This window comes from Lysobacter sp. TAB13 (assembly GCF_052113885.1).
Taxonomy (GTDB): Bacteria; Pseudomonadota; Gammaproteobacteria; order Xanthomonadales; family Xanthomonadaceae; genus Lysobacter; species Lysobacter gummosus.
Genome location: NZ_JBFRDR010000015.1, coordinates 62,412 through 76,548, shown reverse-complemented (window position 1 = coordinate 76,548; position 14,137 = coordinate 62,412). Strand labels below are relative to the sequence as shown.

15 protein-coding genes are annotated in these 14,137 nt (G+C 66.4%); 5 read left to right on the top strand and 10 right to left on the bottom strand.

What is annotated here, in order from left to right; translation table 11 throughout:
- Positions 1-110: 110 nt before the first annotated feature.
- Both AB4Y92_RS17680 and AB4Y92_RS17675 read right to left on the bottom strand, forming a co-directional pair.
- The gene (locus AB4Y92_RS17680; protein WP_441820846.1) at positions 111-2,351 is read right to left on the bottom strand and encodes a DUF4082 domain-containing protein; all 2,241 of its coding nucleotides are present in this window, start codon (positions 2,349-2,351) and stop codon (positions 111-113) included.
- A gap of 373 nt (positions 2,352-2,724) precedes the next feature.
- Positions 2,725-3,987: an alkaline phosphatase family protein gene (locus AB4Y92_RS17675; protein WP_441820845.1), complete on the bottom strand. Its 1,263-nt coding sequence runs from the start codon at positions 3,985-3,987 to the stop codon at positions 2,725-2,727.
- A gap of 160 nt (positions 3,988-4,147) precedes the next feature.
- Here AB4Y92_RS17675 and AB4Y92_RS17670 point away from each other — a divergent pair, with 160 nt between their 5' ends.
- Both AB4Y92_RS17670 and AB4Y92_RS17665 read left to right on the top strand, forming a co-directional pair.
- Positions 4,148-4,819 carry a YybH family protein gene (locus AB4Y92_RS17670; RefSeq protein ID WP_441820844.1) on the top strand — a complete coding sequence of 224 codons (672 nt, stop codon included), beginning with the start codon at positions 4,148-4,150 and terminating at the stop codon, positions 4,817-4,819.
- 98 nt (positions 4,820-4,917) lie between these two features.
- Complete coding sequence (locus AB4Y92_RS17665) at positions 4,918-5,268, top strand: hypothetical protein (protein WP_441820843.1); 351 nt, start codon at positions 4,918-4,920, stop codon at positions 5,266-5,268.
- A gap of 125 nt (positions 5,269-5,393) precedes the next feature.
- On the opposite strand, the gene AB4Y92_RS17660 is transcribed toward AB4Y92_RS17665, so the two are convergent.
- From AB4Y92_RS17660 to AB4Y92_RS17650, 3 genes are all read right to left on the bottom strand, one after another.
- On the bottom strand, positions 5,394-5,660 hold the full coding sequence (locus AB4Y92_RS17660; protein ID WP_441820842.1) for a hypothetical protein: 267 nt from the start codon (positions 5,658-5,660) through the stop codon (positions 5,394-5,396).
- Positions 5,661-5,817: 157 nt separating this feature from the next.
- Entirely contained in the window at positions 5,818-6,324 is a 507-nt protein-coding gene (gene msrA / locus AB4Y92_RS17655; RefSeq protein ID WP_441820841.1) for a peptide-methionine (S)-S-oxide reductase MsrA, read from the bottom strand.
- A 287-nt stretch (positions 6,325-6,611) separates the two neighbouring features.
- A complete protein-coding gene (locus AB4Y92_RS17650; protein WP_441820840.1) occupies positions 6,612-7,055 on the bottom strand; it encodes an Ohr family peroxiredoxin in 444 nt (147 codons plus the stop codon).
- Positions 7,056-7,410: 355 nt separating this feature from the next.
- On the opposite strand from AB4Y92_RS17650, the gene AB4Y92_RS17645 reads away from it, so the two are divergent.
- Positions 7,411-7,875, top strand: a complete 465-nt coding sequence (locus AB4Y92_RS17645; RefSeq protein ID WP_441820839.1) for a MarR family winged helix-turn-helix transcriptional regulator — start codon at positions 7,411-7,413, stop codon at positions 7,873-7,875.
- A gap of 128 nt (positions 7,876-8,003) precedes the next feature.
- On the opposite strand, the gene AB4Y92_RS17640 is transcribed toward AB4Y92_RS17645, so the two are convergent.
- Positions 8,004-8,585 carry a TetR/AcrR family transcriptional regulator gene (locus AB4Y92_RS17640; RefSeq protein ID WP_441820838.1) on the bottom strand — a complete coding sequence of 194 codons (582 nt, stop codon included), beginning with the start codon at positions 8,583-8,585 and terminating at the stop codon, positions 8,004-8,006.
- Positions 8,586-8,729: 144 nt separating this feature from the next.
- Between AB4Y92_RS17640 and hutU the strand changes: the two genes are divergently transcribed.
- The gene (gene hutU / locus AB4Y92_RS17635; RefSeq protein WP_441820837.1) at positions 8,730-10,400 is read left to right on the top strand and encodes a urocanate hydratase; all 1,671 of its coding nucleotides are present in this window, start codon (positions 8,730-8,732) and stop codon (positions 10,398-10,400) included.
- A 254-nt stretch (positions 10,401-10,654) separates the two neighbouring features.
- Here the strand turns inward: hutU and AB4Y92_RS17630 are convergent, their stop codons facing one another.
- The gene (locus AB4Y92_RS17630) at positions 10,655-11,101 is read right to left on the bottom strand and encodes an SRPBCC family protein (protein ID WP_441820836.1); all 447 of its coding nucleotides are present in this window, start codon (positions 11,099-11,101) and stop codon (positions 10,655-10,657) included.
- A 255-nt stretch (positions 11,102-11,356) separates the two neighbouring features.
- On the opposite strand from AB4Y92_RS17630, the gene AB4Y92_RS17625 reads away from it, so the two are divergent.
- On the top strand, positions 11,357-12,778 hold the full coding sequence (locus tag AB4Y92_RS17625) for an MATE family efflux transporter (RefSeq protein ID WP_441820835.1): 1,422 nt from the start codon (positions 11,357-11,359) through the stop codon (positions 12,776-12,778).
- A gap of 9 nt (positions 12,779-12,787) precedes the next feature.
- Here AB4Y92_RS17625 and AB4Y92_RS17620 read toward each other — a convergent pair whose 3' ends face one another.
- From AB4Y92_RS17620 to AB4Y92_RS17610, 3 genes are all read right to left on the bottom strand, one after another.
- Complete coding sequence (locus AB4Y92_RS17620; RefSeq protein ID WP_441820834.1) at positions 12,788-13,231, bottom strand: hypothetical protein; 444 nt, start codon at positions 13,229-13,231, stop codon at positions 12,788-12,790.
- A 23-nt stretch (positions 13,232-13,254) separates the two neighbouring features.
- On the bottom strand, positions 13,255-13,485 hold the full coding sequence (locus tag AB4Y92_RS17615) for a hypothetical protein (RefSeq protein ID WP_441820833.1): 231 nt from the start codon (positions 13,483-13,485) through the stop codon (positions 13,255-13,257).
- Positions 13,486-13,549: 64 nt separating this feature from the next.
- Complete coding sequence (locus AB4Y92_RS17610) at positions 13,550-13,900, bottom strand: VOC family protein (protein ID WP_441820832.1); 351 nt, start codon at positions 13,898-13,900, stop codon at positions 13,550-13,552.
- Between the last annotated feature and the right edge of the window lie 237 nt (positions 13,901-14,137).

Genomic DNA, 14,137 nt, shown 5'->3' with positions numbered 1-14,137 from the left:
TTTTCGTTCCGTTCGCGGCGATCTGAGACAAAAGCATCGGGGCTGAAGCCCCTCCCACAAGAGGCCTCCCACAAGAGGAGGCCTCTGCATCTCTCACAACGGCTCGCTGCTTATTGGCAAGCCGGCAGCGGCGTACCGTCGCTCCAGGCGTTGCGCAGCCACTTGATGCCTTCGCGGCCGTTGTACGGCACGGTCGGCGAATGGCTGGCCGGATCGTTCTGGCCGAGATAGCACGCGCTGCCCCATTGCGAATCGCGCACGAAGCGGGTGTCGCTGACTTCGATCACCACGCCCGAGCCCAGGCCGGAATCGTACGGCGCCAAGGTGTAGCCGCCGCCGGCAAGCCGGCTTTCGCGAATGGTCAGCGTCGATCCGGCGCCCGGGCGGTCGGCCCAGAAAATCGCCGCGTTGCCGTAACCGGAGGAGTTGACCGGACGCGCGTCGATATCGCTGTGGATGACGCTGACGTGGCCGACTTGCCCCGGCGAATAGAACTGCAACGCGTCGAGATGATCGTCGGGATAGAAACAAGTGTTGTGAATCAGGCTGTCCTGGATCACCACCGGTTCGCCGCCGCCGGCGATCAGCATGTCGTCGCCGTTGTGATGCAGATGCGCGCGGATCAGCGTGTAGCCGTTGTCGCCGTTGATCAGGCGACGGCCGCCGTTGTTGACCGCGGGGCAGCGGTCCGGGCCGAGATCCACGTCCTTCAGCACCAGGTTGCGATTGGTCCGATGATCGACGAAACCTTTGATGCGGCTGTTGCTGACGGTGACGTTGTTATGGCGAACGACCAGGTCGCCGGTGATCAGCAGCGCGTTGATGACTTGCCCATCGCGACTGGTGCTGTAGTCGCCGGCGATGGTGGTCAGGCTCTGCCCGGCCGGAACGCCGGTGCAGGCCTCGTTCGGGAACGCCGGGAACGGCGGGCAGGCGCGCGCGCTGTCCAGTGGCGGCGTGGTTACGCTGACCGGTTCGGAACGCGCCGATTCGTTGCCGGCCGCATCCAGCGCACTGACCCGATAGGTGTAGTTCGTCTCCGGTTGCGCGGTGTCGTGGACGTATCCGGTGAGTTCGGTCTCGGTCAAGGCGAGCGGCGTGCCGTCGATGTAGACGCGGTAACGCACCGCGCTGGTGTCGTCGCTGCTGGCGTTCCAGTGCAGGTTGACGGTGCTGGCATCCGACACGGTCGCCGACAGGCCGGTCGGCACGCTCGGCGGCGTGGTGTCGCCGCTGAGCGGCGCGAATTCGACATCGACCCAGTAATTGGCCGAGCGCCAGGTCGAATTCGGAAATCCGCTCTGTGCGGCGTAGCGGTAGTTGCCGTTACCGCCGTCGCTGCCGTCGCGCAGGGCGCGCAGCGGGCCGTTGGCGTAGTCGGCCGTGGAGAAGTAATCCAGATCGGCCGAATAGCGGCCGTTAGGCGCGTAGTAGGACACGATGTAGGTGGTGTCGGCGGCGATGCGCACCGGCGTGGCGAAAGCGACGCGCTGCCAGCCCGATTCGGTTTCGTTCGCGAACTGCGCGCGCGCCAGCAAGGTTCCGTCCGCGCTCCACAGATTGCCGAGGTGAACGCCGGTGTTGGCGGCCGACTTGTAGAAACGCACGCCCTTGATCCAGCCCGGCTGGGTGCTGCGGAACCGCAGGCCAAGCTCGACGCCTTCCGGATCGGTCGAATCCACCAGCGTCGGCAGCGCGGTCTCGTTCCACAGGCTTTGATTGCCGGCCTGGAATACGCGCACTTCGCGGATGTTGGTCCAGTACGAACTGTTGTGGGTGCAATGCAGCTTGCCGGTCACCCGCACCGCGCGCACGTCGCGCGGCGCGCCGCGGAAGCTGTAGACCACGCCGGCGGTTTGCGAGGAGTCGTAGGCGTATTGCGGTTCCACCGCCCAGCCGCTGTCGCGCCAGTCGCCGCGCGCGCTGTTGGAGAACTGCAGGGTCAGCCCGTCGCAGAACGCGCCGTCGCCGCTGCTGTTCCAACTGCCGTGGACGATCTCGACCCGGTCGATGGTGCGCGGCCCGTCGCTCCACAACACGCCGGCGGCTTCGTAGTTGTCGTTGGGCTCGGCCTGGCCGCCGCTGAGATCGACATCGACCGTATCGTCGCCGTCGTTGAGCAGCGGCGCGGCGACGCGCACGCTGGTCGGCTCGGTTTCGCTGCGGCCGTCGGCGCCGGGCGTGAAGCCGTGAGCCCAGCGGTAGGCGGTGCCAACCGGAGCGACGTTCTGCGCGAAGGCCGCCGAAGAAAGCAGAAATACGGTCGCGACAGCGATCGACTGCAGACAGCGCGAATGCGTTGAACGACCCGCGCGATCACGCGCAGGCCTGGGGCCTGATTCGGTATGCATGGTTGGGTCCGGTGCGTGGAAGTGCGCGAGTGCGCGGGCGCGCCCAAGGAACGGCGAACCGTTCCTTGGGCGGTGTTGCGGGGAGGAGGTCCCTGGATTCCCGGAGCTAAGCTAGCGTCAGTGATCGGCGAAAAAGCAGGCCCGGCGTCACCAAAATCCAGATCGATGACAAACGTCAGGGCCGGGCCCTGTCATCGGCGTATTCGCGCATGACAAATTGCAGGGATCGGGCATTGACGCGGGCGAATTTGTCATCGCCGGCATGTGACTCGGCGCACCGCGAAAACGGCATCGGCGCCGGCCGTGCGCGAACCGCGCCGATTGCGGACCGATCCGGGCCGGGCCGATCGCGGCCCGCGCCGACGGCGAGAAATCAGGGCGCGGCGGTATCGCGCAACGCCGGCAACAGCGGCGCGATGTCGCCGTCGTTCTTCGCCGGTTTAATGCCGATCAACCGCGCCAGCAGCGGATACACATCGACGTTATCGAACGGCGCCACGGTCGCGCCGCGTTTGAACGCCGGCCCGCGCGCGACGAAGATTGCGCGCATCGACGCCAGCGCCGGGTCGTAACCGTGGGAGCCGCGGGTTTCGTCCTTGCGCGCAGTCTTGAGTTTTTCCGCCTCGATCGCGTCCCAGCCTTCATGCATCTGGCAGACGATCGGCGGCACCCGCGGATGGGTGCCGTAATGCCATCGCGCCGGCAGTTCGCTCTTGCGCCAGCAGTCGTAGGTGTCGTGCGCGCCGAGCAGGCGTTTTTCGACTTCGGCCTCGTGTCCGGGATTGGGCGCGATGCCGATCGACTGGCCGACGGAGGTCACCACCGCCTGTTCCACCGTGACCATGTCTTCCACGGCGATGCGGTGGCCGGGCGCGACTTCGGCCATGCCGTGGTCGGACACCACAATCAGATTGACCTGTTCCAGTTGGCCGCGCGCGGCCAGGCTGTCGAGCAGGCGGCCGATCGCCGCGTCGATGCGCTGCAGTGCCACCCGCACTTCGGCCGAGTCCGGGCCATGGTCGTGGCCTTCGTGGTCGAGCGCGTCGAAGTACAAGGTGGCCACGTGCGGGCGCGTGCCGGCGGCCGGTTCGCCCAGCCAGCCCAGCACTTCGTCCACGCGCGCGTTTTCGTCGATCTTGGCGTCGAACAGGCGCCAGCGGTTGGGGCGCAGGCCGTGGATCGGCGCTTCGCTGCCGGGCCAGAACAAGGTGGCGCTGCGCAGGCCGGCTTTTTGCGCGCCGATCCAGATCGGCTCGCCGCCGTTCCACCAGCGCGTATCGCCGACGGCGTCGCGGTCGGCGACCTTGAACTTGCCGATGGCGGCATCGCTCATGCTGTTGTGGATCACGCCGTGATGGTCCGGGCGCAGGCCGGTGACCAGGGTGTAGTGATTGGGGAAGGTCAGCGACGGATACGAGGGCGACATCCATTGCGCGCGCACGCCGTCGCGCGCCATCCGTTCCAGGTTCGGCGTCAGGCCCAGCTCGAAATAGCTGGCGCGAAAACCGTCGATGGAAATCAGCAGCACGGGCGTGTCGGCCGGCGGCGGTTCGCGGCGGGGCGAGGCGGCGCAGGCGCTGAGGAGGAAGACGAAGGCGAGCAGGGCGGCGCGGGCCGCGGGGAAGGTCGAACGCATCGGAGCATAGTAATGGCACGCGGTTGCCGGCCGATGTCAGCCGTCGCCGATCCCGGCCGCGCGGCGAGCCGCCAAGGTCGGCACGGCCATGACTTCAGTCGCTGGCGCCGCGGCCGCGCGCGGAGCGATAGTGATGGCGCCTGTCATCGCGAGTTCCGCCATGCGCCCGATCGCCGCCGCCGTGTGCTTGTCCGTGTCGTTGCTGGCCGGGGTTTCGGCGCAGGCCGCATTCGCCGGCGAACCCGCCGCGGCGAGCCAGGCCGATCCGAAGCGGGCCGATACGCAGTTCGGCGAGGCCAGGCCCGCGGACACGAAACCCGCCGATCCGAAGCCGGCCGATCCGAAGCCGGCCGAACCGAAGCCCGCCGAGCCCGCCGAACTCAGCGCCGAGGAATGCGTGGTCTGGGCGCGCGAGCTGAGCTTCGCCCGCTCGATCGCCGAGCACGACGCCAAAGCCTTCGCCGCGCATCTGCATCCGCAGGCGGCATTCGGCGCCGGCCGGCCGCAGCCCAGCCGCGGGCGCGACAAGATCGCCGCGGAATGGGCCGGGCTGATCGAAGGCAAGCAGCTGCGCCTGCGCTGGTATCCGGTGCGGGTCACCATCGGCGGCGTCGGCGATGTCGCCTGGTCCACCGGGCCGGCGCTGTACCAACGGCTCGATCCGGGCGCGCAGCCGCGTTATCTGATCGGCGCCTACCAATCGGTCTGGCACCGCGACGCCGACGGCATATGGCGAATCCTGTTCGACGACGGCCTGACCCCGCGCCCGGCCACCGAGGCCGAGGCGATGGCGTTCGAACACGGCCGCCGCGAGGCCTGCCCGCGACGCTGACGACTGCCTAAACGGCCGGTGCCGTGCAAGCGCCGTGGCGGTGCCGGAGGCGTAGGCTGGATCAGTCCAATCGCGTTCCTGATTTCAGGAGGTGTTCCATGAAACGTCTATTGCTCGCCGCCGCGCTGAGTCTGAGCGCGTTCGCGGCCTTCGCGCAGACCGCCGCGGTCGATGCGCGCGTGCAGGCCGGGGCCAACGCCGCGGCGTTGGATTCGGCCGATGCGCAGGTGCAGACCCAGGCGCAGGTGCAGGCCGACTCGAAGTCCGCCGCCGCGACGAAAAACCGTTACGACCCCAATTGCGTGAGCCAGACCGGCACGCGTCTGCAGCCGCGCCATCGCAGCAACTGCATCGCCAATGGCCGCAGCTACACCCGCGAAGACCTCGACCGCACCGGTCAGGTCGATGTCGGCGAGGCGCTGCGCAAACTCGATCCGCGCCTGTACTGAGCGCGGAAGCATCGGTTCCGGTCCGGACCTGGTTCGGACCGTCCTCACGCCCGGCCTTGTGCCGGGCGTTTTTTATGCGCGTCGGTTCGCTGTGCGTGGCGCGAGCGCATTGCTGGACATCGCCGTCATGCGGACGGTTTTTCGAAATCCGCCAATCTGGCGGCACCGACTTCCACCAGCCGGTCCAGGCGCAGCGTTTCGCCGGCGGCGGTGGCGAGGTATTCCGCGCCCTGTTTCGCGAACACATCGGCGATCACCGCGTCACGGTGCCGCACGACGCCGTGTTCGTCGAGGAAGCTGATCCGCGCGGGCTTGCGGGTGGTGGCGAGGTCTTCGAGCAGATCGTGGAACTCGCAGTTGATCGGCTGGTAGTCGCTTCGGTCGGCGGTCATGGCGGGGCCATCGGTCGGGGGCGCGGCGCGCCGCGACGGCGTGCGTGTTGAACGAAGGCGAAGGCGATCGCGCCCGCGCTCATGAGCGCAACGTCGTCTTCGCATAGAGAAAGGTGTCGCCCAGGCCGCGCATTCGCGCGCGGCCCAGCGTCGCCGGTCACTGCCGCTTGGGCAGCTTCCAGTCCGGTCGGATGAAGTGGCAGGTGTAACCGGAGGGGTAACGCTCCAGATAATCCTGATGCTCCGGCTCGGCCTCCCAGAACGGCCCGGCTGCCTCGATCTGCGTCACCGCCTTGCCCGGCCACAAGCCGGAGGCATCGACATCGGCCAGGGTGTCCTGCGCTACGGCTTTTTGCTCGTCGTCGGTGTAGAAGATGGCCGAGCGGTAACTGGTGCCGATGTCGTTGCCCTGGCGGTTGGCGGTGGTGGGGTCGTGGATCTGGAAGAAGAATTCCAGGATCTGCCGATAGCTGATCTGGGCGGGATCGAACACGATCTCGATCGCCTCGGCATGCGAGCCGTGATTGCGATAAGTCGCGTTGGCGACATCGCCGCCGCTGTAGCCCACGCGGGTGGACACCACGCCGGGCATGCGCCGGATCAGGTCCTGCATGCCCCAGAAGCAGCCGCCGGCCAGGATGGCGGTTCGGGTCGGTGTGGTCATGGTCGGTTCTCCACTGTGGTTGCGATAGTGCGCCGCGGCTGCGGTCTCGTCGAGCCGACTGCCGGGCCGTTATTGCGATTGCCGCGATGGTCGAAAGCTCGTGCGAACCTGCTGCGCCGATGCTTGCGGTTGCGCGGTTCGAACAAATTCGTCTGGTACGCATTCAAATGGGGGCGGCCCGCGTGGTTTGGAATAGTCGCCGCAACGGTTCGTTCGAGTCCGCGTTGGCCGCCACACTGCGGCCACGGTCGATCGGCGCATCGGCGAGCGATCGACCGCGCGCGCAGTTACGCGGTGACGACGTTGACGGCGACGTCGATGTTGCCGTGCACGGCCTTCGAGTACGGGCAGATCTGGTGCGCGGCATGGGCGAGGCGTTCGGCCACGTCCTGCGCCACGCCGGGGATACGGACTTCGAAGCGGGCCTGCAGGAAATAAGCGGCGCCGGTCTGGCCCAGGTCGATCTCGATATCGACCGACATGTCGGCGGGCAGGGGCACGCGTTTCTGCGCGGCGACCAGCCCGATGGCGGCGGTGTAGCAAGCCGACCAGGCGCCGGCGAACAACTGCTCGGCGAGCGGGTGCGGCGCGACCGCCGCATAGGTCAGGTCCTGGTCCGCGCTGCCGGCGACCGACAGGTTCAGGTCGAGCTTGCCGTGGGCGCCGGTGGATTCGCGGCTGGCGGTGGTGTGGGTCTTGCCGGTGAAGAGGACTTTTTCGATCTTGTTCATGACGGGGGCTCCGGGTCTGGGTTGGGAAAGTTGTTATCGCATTCGATTGAATCGTATGCGATGCAAGTAAGCTAGGCCGATCGGATCGGCGCCGCAAGGGCGGGGGAGCTTGTCATTCAGCGTTTGTTAATCGTATGCGCTAAGGTCGTATGCGATTTAAATGGATAGAATAATTAATAACAAAATCAATAAGGTGACGTTGTTTCTGTCTGCGATAAGCCGTTCATGCCCCCGCCGCGCCGCTGGAAGCTCGTCCTGCGTCCTATTGCCAGAACAGTTGAGCGTTAACGATTAAATCGTATGCGTGATATCGTAAGAAGCGTAGGGCCCAGCCGATTCATGCCGGAGGATGCAGATGAATACTCGATCGAAAGCCGAGCCAAGCAGTCCGGACCTGAGCCTGTCCGAGTACCTGTGCTTTGCCGTCTACTCGGCCAACCTGGCCTTCGGCAAGGTCTACCGGCCGGTGCTGGACGAACTCGGGCTGACCTATACCCAGTACGTCACCCTCGTCGCCCTGTGGGAGGAAGACGGCCAGACCGTCAGCGGTCTGGGCGAAAAACTGTTCCTGGAATCCAACACGCTGACGCCGATCCTCAAGAAGCTTGAAGCCATGGGCCATCTGGAGCGCACGCGCGATCCGGCCGACGAACGCCAGGTGCGCATCCGGCTGACCCAGAGCGGTTGGGGCCTGCGCGAGAAAGCGCGCTTCGATCTGGTCGAGGCCTGCGGGCTCACCGCCAAGGATTTCCCGCGGCTGCAGCAGGAGATCGTGAGCTTGCGCGACAACTTGCTGAAGTCGCTCGATCGCAAGCGTTGATCGAACTATCGACTGCACTGCGCGGTAATTGTGCGAAGAGTCGTTGTGGGAGGGGCTTCAGCCCCGACAGCTTTTCGATCAGGTCATCGCTATCCGACCGAAAAGCTGCCGGGGCTGAAGCCGACAATTCAAGCCGCAATGCCATCCAGTAAACGCCCCAGCGAGTCCTGATAAAAACGCCGGAACTCCCGCTCGCCATAACTGAAGCGACCGGCGCGATACAGCACGATCAGCCCATGGGTATGCGCCCATAACGTCATCGCGATGTCCCAGGCATCGCCCGCGCGCAGGCGCCCGGCCTGCTGCGCTTCGATCACCACGTCGGCGACCACGTTCAAGGTCGGCGAGCGGCGCGCGCGGAAATCTTCCGGAAAACGCCGCGCGCGTTCGCGCGGCATCGAGAAGGCGTGATCGAACAGATGCGGATGGGCCAGCGCATAGTCCAGATAAATCTGCTGGATCGCCAACAGCCGCGCGATCACGTCGCCGCCTTCGTTGCGCGCGCTCCAGTGATGGGAGATCTCCTGGAAGCTGTCGTCGCTGATGCGCTGCAGCAGCGCTTCGCGATTGGGGAAGTGGCGATAGATCGCCATCGGCGTCAGCCCGATGCTGTCGGCGATGCGGCGCATGCTCACCGCCTGCGCGCCGCCGCGCTCGAACAAGGCGCGGGCGGCGCGCACGATGCGGTCGGCGGTGGCGGGCGCAGTCATGTATACAGCGTATACATTTTGCCGCCGCGACGGCAAATTCGGGCGCAAACGCCGCATTGTCCGACCGCCCGGGCCGGTTCCGCGCTGGCGGGCGCTGGAAGCGCGGCGCGATAATTTGCGTCTCTCACGAACACCGGAGCCGCCGTGTCCGCCACCGATCGCAACGATCCCTCTCGCGTCATCCGCGCCCCGCGCGGCAGCGAAAAGAGCTGCAAGTCCTGGCTCAGCGAAGCCGCGTTCCGCATGATCCAGAACAATCTGGACCCGGACGTGGCGGAAAACCCGGCCGAACTGGTGGTCTACGGCGGCATCGGCCGCGCCGCGCGCGACTGGGCCTCGTTCGATGCCATTCTGAAGTCGCTGCGCGAACTGGAAGACAACGAGACCTTGCTGATCCAGTCGGGCAAGCCGGTCGGCGTATTCCCCACCCACGCCGACGCGCCGCGGGTGTTGCTGGCGAACTCGAATCTGGTTCCGCACTGGGCCACCTGGGAGCACTTCAACGAGCTCGATAAGAAGGGCTTGATGATGTACGGCCAGATGACCGCCGGCAGCTGGATCTACATCGGCTCGCAAGGCATCGTCCAGGGCACCTACGAAACCTTCGTCGAGATGGGCCGCCAGCATTACGGCGGCAGCCTGAGCGGCAAGTGGATTCTCACCGCCGGCCTGGGCGGCATGGGCGGCGCGCAACCGCTGGCGGCGTCGCTGGCCGGCGCGTGCTCGCTCAATATCGAATGCAAGCAGAGCAGCATCGACATGCGTCTGCGCACGCGTTACGTCGATGAGCAGGCCAGCGATCTGGACGACGCGCTGGCGCGCATCGCCAAGTGCACCGCCGCCGGCGAAGCCAAGTCGATCGCGCTGCTGGGCAACGCCGCCGAGGTGTTGCCGGAACTGGTGCGCCGCGGCGTGCGTCCGGACGCGGTCACCGACCAGACCAGCGCGCACGATCCGGTGCACGGCTATCTGCCGATCGGCTGGACCGTGGAGCGCTGGCTGGCCGAGCAGAAGAGCGACCCGCAAGGCGTGCGCGATGCGGCCAAGAAATCCATGCGCGTGCATGTCGAGGCGATGCTGGCGTTCCAGCAGCAGGGCATCCCGACCTTCGACTACGGCAACAACATCCGCCAGATGGCGCAGGACGAAGGCTGCAAGAACGCCTTCGATTTCCCCGGTTTCGTGCCGGCCTACGTGCGCCCGCTGTTCTGCCGCGGCGTCGGCCCGTTCCGCTGGGTCGCGCTCAGCGGCGATCCGGAAGACATCTACAAGACCGACGCCAAGGTCAAGGAAATCATCGCCGACGACGCCCATCTGCATCGCTGGCTGGACATGGCCAAGGAACGCATCAGCTTCCAGGGTCTGCCTGCGCGCATCTGCTGGGTCGGCCTGGGCCTTCGCCACAAGCTCGGCCTGGCCTTCAACGAAATGGTGCGCAACGGCGAGCTGAAGGCGCCGGTCGTGATCGGCCGCGATCACCTCGACAGCGGCTCGGTCGCCTCGCCCAACCGCGAAACCGAAGCGATGAAGGACGGCAGCGACGCGGTCAGCGACTGGCCGCTGCTCAACGCCATGCTCAACGTCGCCGGCGGCGCGACCTGGGTTTCGCTGCATCACGGCGGCGGCGTCGGCATGGGTTATTCGCAGCACTCCGGCGTGGTTATCGTCTGCGACGGTAGCGAAGAAGCCGACAAGCGCATCGCGCGGGTGCTGTGGAACGACCCGGGTACGGGCGTGATGCGGCATGCCGATGCGGGTTACGAGATCGCGCAGCAGTGCGCGAAAGAGCAGGGTTTGAAGTTGCCGATGCTCTGAAGCAGTCGCGGCGTGAGCCGCGTCTGCAGGCGGGCCGTGCGCCTCATAGCAGCGACTAGCGAAGCCGCTTCCTCTCCCTCTCCCGCTTGCGGGAGAGGGCTGGGGTGAGGGATGAGCGCCGTAGGCGCGAATGCTCTTGCTTCGAGTTCCACGACTGCTCGGGCCCTCACCCCAACCCCTCTCCCGCAAGCGGGAGAGGGGCTAAATCGTGCTCCCGGCGTTCGTTCGAACGCGCGCGATTCCGACCCGATCGATCAATCCGGAATCGTCGGCTTGACCAACCGGTCCAGCAGCGCCAGCGAATCCTGCCAGCCCAGATAGCACTGCTCGGTAGGGATCACCTCGGGAATGCCCTCCTGGACCACTTGCACCTCGGTGCCGCAGGACACTTCGCGGAAGGTGATGGTGGTGACCATGGTGCCGGGCAGGTTGGGATCGTCGAAGCGGTCGTCGTGGACGATGCGCTGGTTCGGCACCAGTTCCAGGTAGGTGCCGCCGAAGCTGTGGCCGTTGCCAGTGCTGAAATTGGTGAACGTCATCCGGTAGCGGCCGCCGACCCGCGCATCCAGTTCGTGCACGGTGCAGGTGAAGCCGTCCGGCGGCAGCCATTTGGACAGCGCGGCGGCATCGAGGAAGGCGCGGTAGACGCGCTCGGGCGGGGCGGACAGGACGCGGTGCAGGCGGACGGTGCCGGTGGTCATGGGTAATCTCCGTAGCGAGGTGAAGTCCTCACTGTCTCTGACGAACGGAAGGGACGCGAATCGACAGCCTTCCGTGAATACATTCTCGCAACAGTTTCCGCGATCGGTTCCTGCCAGGGTAGGCGGCGCGATGCCGGCGGCGGCGCGACGCGGCGGATGTCGATCAGCGGTCGGGTGATTCGTCGTACGAATATCACTGGTGAATCGGGCCGCCGGCCCGGATCATGCACCGGTGCGACCCAGACGGAGCATGCGATGAGCAATCAGCCCTCGGCCAGCCACGACGCGCCCCCGCATTCGCTGTGGAGCGACCTGCGCGATGCCATCCGCGGCACCGATGCCGACTACACCAAGATCCCGCTGCGCCGCGCCGTGTTCCTGCTGGCGGTGCCGATGGTGCTGGAGCTGGTGCTGGAATCCACCTTCGCCGTGGTCGATATCTTCTTCGTCGCCAAGCTGGGGCCGTCGGCGGTGGCGACGGTGGGCCTGACCGAGAGCTACCTGTTCCTGCTGTACGCGATGGCCATGGGCCTGGCGATGGCGGTGACCGCGGTGGTGGCGCGGCGCGTGGGCGAGGGCAAGCGCGAGGACGCGGCGATCACCGCGGTGCAGGCGATCTTCATCGCCTTGCTGGTGGCGGTGCTGCCGGCTCTGGCCGGCATCTTCTATGCGCAGGACCTGCTGCGGTTGATGGGCGCCGATGCCTGGAGCATCGAGCACGGCTATCGCTACACGCAATGGATGCTCGGCGGCAACGCGGTGATCATGCTGTTGTTCGTGATCAACGCGATCTTTCGCGGCGCCGGCGACGCGGCCATCGCGATGCGGGTGCTGTGGTTGTCCAACGGTCTGAATATTCTGCTGTGCCCGTTGCTGATCTTCGGCCTCGGGCCGGTGCCGGCGCTGGGCATCGAGGGCGCGGCCATCGCCACCAACATCGGCCGCGGCATCGGCGTGGCGTTCCAGTTGTGGGTGCTGTTCCACGGCGGCAAGCACATCCGGGTGACGCTGGCGCAGTTCGTCTGGCGCGGAGCGATGCTATGGAACATCGTGCGCACCTCGCTCGGCGGCGTCGGCCAGATGATCGTGGCGATGACCTCGTGGATTTTCCTGATGCGCATCCTGGCCAGCATCGGCAGCGAAGCCGTGGCCGGCGCCACCATTGCGATTCGCATCATGATGTTCACGATGATGCCGGCCTGGGGCATGTCCAACGCCGCCGCGACCCTGGTCGGGCAGAACCTCGGCGCCGGTCATCCCGAACGCGCCGAGGCCTCGGTGTGGCGCATCGGCTGGTACAACATGGCCTATCTGATCGTGGTGTCGGTGCTGTTCTTCGCCTTTCCGCATCAACTGGTGGCGTTCTTCACCGACGATGCCAAGGTGGTCGCGATCGGCGCGGAGTGGCTGCGTATTTTGTCGTACTCGTTCTTCATCTACGGCTGGTGGATGGTGACGGTGCAGGCTTTCAACGGCGCCGGCGACACGATGACGCCGACCAAGATCAACGTGGTGTTCTTCTGGATGATCCAGATTCCGCTGTCCTACGTGTTGGCCATCACCTTGAACTGGCAACACTCGGGCGTGTTCTGGGGCGTGTTCGTGTCCGAGACGTCGGTGGGCGTGTTCACGCTGTGGCTGTTCACGCGCGGGCGCTGGAAGTCGGCGCAGGTGTAGACGCGCCGGTCATTCCGGCGCGCTGTCGGGCGGCTGCGACCATTCCACTTCGAGCTGGCGGAACTGCCCGGGGAACAACTCGCCGGGCACCGAGGCGATCCGGAACTCTCCGTGCCGCAAAACTGCCTGCGCGCCGAGCCGGTCGATGCCTGTATCGATCAGCGCTTCCAGTTCGGTATAGCGCGGGTCGTAGTGGCCGTACTTGGGATGCGATTCGGGACTCTGCCGGCCGGCCTTGGCCTCGGCCTCCCAGCGTTGCCAGATCGCCCAGTGCTCGCGCGCCCAGGCGAAGGTTTCCGCATCGAGCGGGGTCAGGGTGAAGACCTCGGCGTACTCCAGGTGCTCCGGATCGAAGGCGCAGGCGAAGTAATGCGGCTGGCCGGCGTGATCGGCGATGCCGGCGCGGGGGCCGTCGTCGTAGTCCCAGATCATGTGGATGGGTTCGTAGGCCATGAGCTCGAAGGTCGATAAGGGAATCAGGCGACCGGGCCGGACTGCCCGATCGCGACGGCGAATGCCACCAGTATCCAAAAAGCGATGCCTACCACCAAGCACAGATCGTCGTTGGGCGGCTTGCGCCGGCACAACGGCCACAGCACCACGCGGCCGGTGCCGTACATCAACCAATCGACGATCAGCTCGAACGCCATGCGCGCGACGAATCGCAGCGCGGCGCCGGCCAGTTCCACCACGGCATCCAATGCCATCTTGCCTCCTGTATTCAAAACTCGCGGCGTGAGCGGCCGTGAATCCACAGATGTTCCCGCGGATTCAGCGATCGGTCCACACCGCCAGCTCGTAGCCGCTGGGATCGGTGAAATGAAAGCGCCGGCCACCCGGGAATTCCAGTTGCGCGGTGATCGCGCCGCCGGCGGCTTCGACGCGGCGCTGCGCATCGGCCAGATCGTCGGCGTAGATCACCACCAGCGCGCCGCCCGGGCGCGGGGCGCTTTGGCGGTGGAAGCCGCCTTTCATGCGGCCGTCGTTGAATTCGCAGTAGTCCGGGCCGTAATCGGTGAAGGTCCAGCCGAAGGCGGCGCCGTAGAAGGTCTTGGTCGCGTCGATGTCGGCGACGGCGAATTCGAGGTAGTCCAGGCGCAGGTTGCGGTCGGAAGCGGTCATGCGGAAATCCTCGGAAGGCGGATGCGGGATGCGGCGCGAGCGGCTGTCGCTGGCGCGTGCGAGTCGATGCATCGGCGATGATAAGGCGTGTCGCCGCCGCGGCGCGCGCGAAAGCGCTGAGTGGGCGGCGGCGTCTGCGCGTGTCGTCCTGCCTGCGCCGCGATCTGCACGGCGACTGGACGCATCGCCTGTCAGGCTCAGCGCCTGCGACCGGTGGCGGCGATGCTGGCGCCGATT

Coding starts and splice junctions, on each gene's coding strand:
- msrA (WP_441820841.1), bottom strand. CDS start 6,324: ATGACCACACCGACCCGAACCGCCATCCTGGCCGGCGGCTGCTTCTGG.
- AB4Y92_RS17660 (WP_441820842.1), bottom strand. CDS start 5,660: ATGACCGCCGACCGAAGCGACTACCAGCCGATCAACTGCGAGTTCCAC.
- AB4Y92_RS17620 (WP_441820834.1), bottom strand. CDS start 13,231: ATGGCCTACGAACCCATCCACATGATCTGGGACTACGACGACGGCCCC.
- AB4Y92_RS17630 (WP_441820836.1), bottom strand. CDS start 11,101: ATGACCACCGGCACCGTCCGCCTGCACCGCGTCCTGTCCGCCCCGCCC.
- AB4Y92_RS17610 (WP_441820832.1), bottom strand. CDS start 13,900: ATGACCGCTTCCGACCGCAACCTGCGCCTGGACTACCTCGAATTCGCC.
- AB4Y92_RS17640 (WP_441820838.1), bottom strand. CDS start 8,585: ATGACTGCGCCCGCCACCGCCGACCGCATCGTGCGCGCCGCCCGCGCC.
- AB4Y92_RS17645 (WP_441820839.1), top strand. CDS start 7,411: ATGAATACTCGATCGAAAGCCGAGCCAAGCAGTCCGGACCTGAGCCTG.
- AB4Y92_RS17665 (WP_441820843.1), top strand. CDS start 4,918: ATGAAACGTCTATTGCTCGCCGCCGCGCTGAGTCTGAGCGCGTTCGCG.
- AB4Y92_RS17625 (WP_441820835.1), top strand. CDS start 11,357: ATGAGCAATCAGCCCTCGGCCAGCCACGACGCGCCCCCGCATTCGCTG.
- AB4Y92_RS17670 (WP_441820844.1), top strand. CDS start 4,148: ATGCGCCCGATCGCCGCCGCCGTGTGCTTGTCCGTGTCGTTGCTGGCC.
- AB4Y92_RS17650 (WP_441820840.1), bottom strand. CDS start 7,055: ATGAACAAGATCGAAAAAGTCCTCTTCACCGGCAAGACCCACACCACC.
- AB4Y92_RS17615 (WP_441820833.1), bottom strand. CDS start 13,485: ATGGCATTGGATGCCGTGGTGGAACTGGCCGGCGCCGCGCTGCGATTC.
- AB4Y92_RS17675 (WP_441820845.1), bottom strand. CDS start 3,987: ATGCGTTCGACCTTCCCCGCGGCCCGCGCCGCCCTGCTCGCCTTCGTC.
- AB4Y92_RS17680 (WP_441820846.1), bottom strand. CDS start 2,351: ATGCATACCGAATCAGGCCCCAGGCCTGCGCGTGATCGCGCGGGTCGT.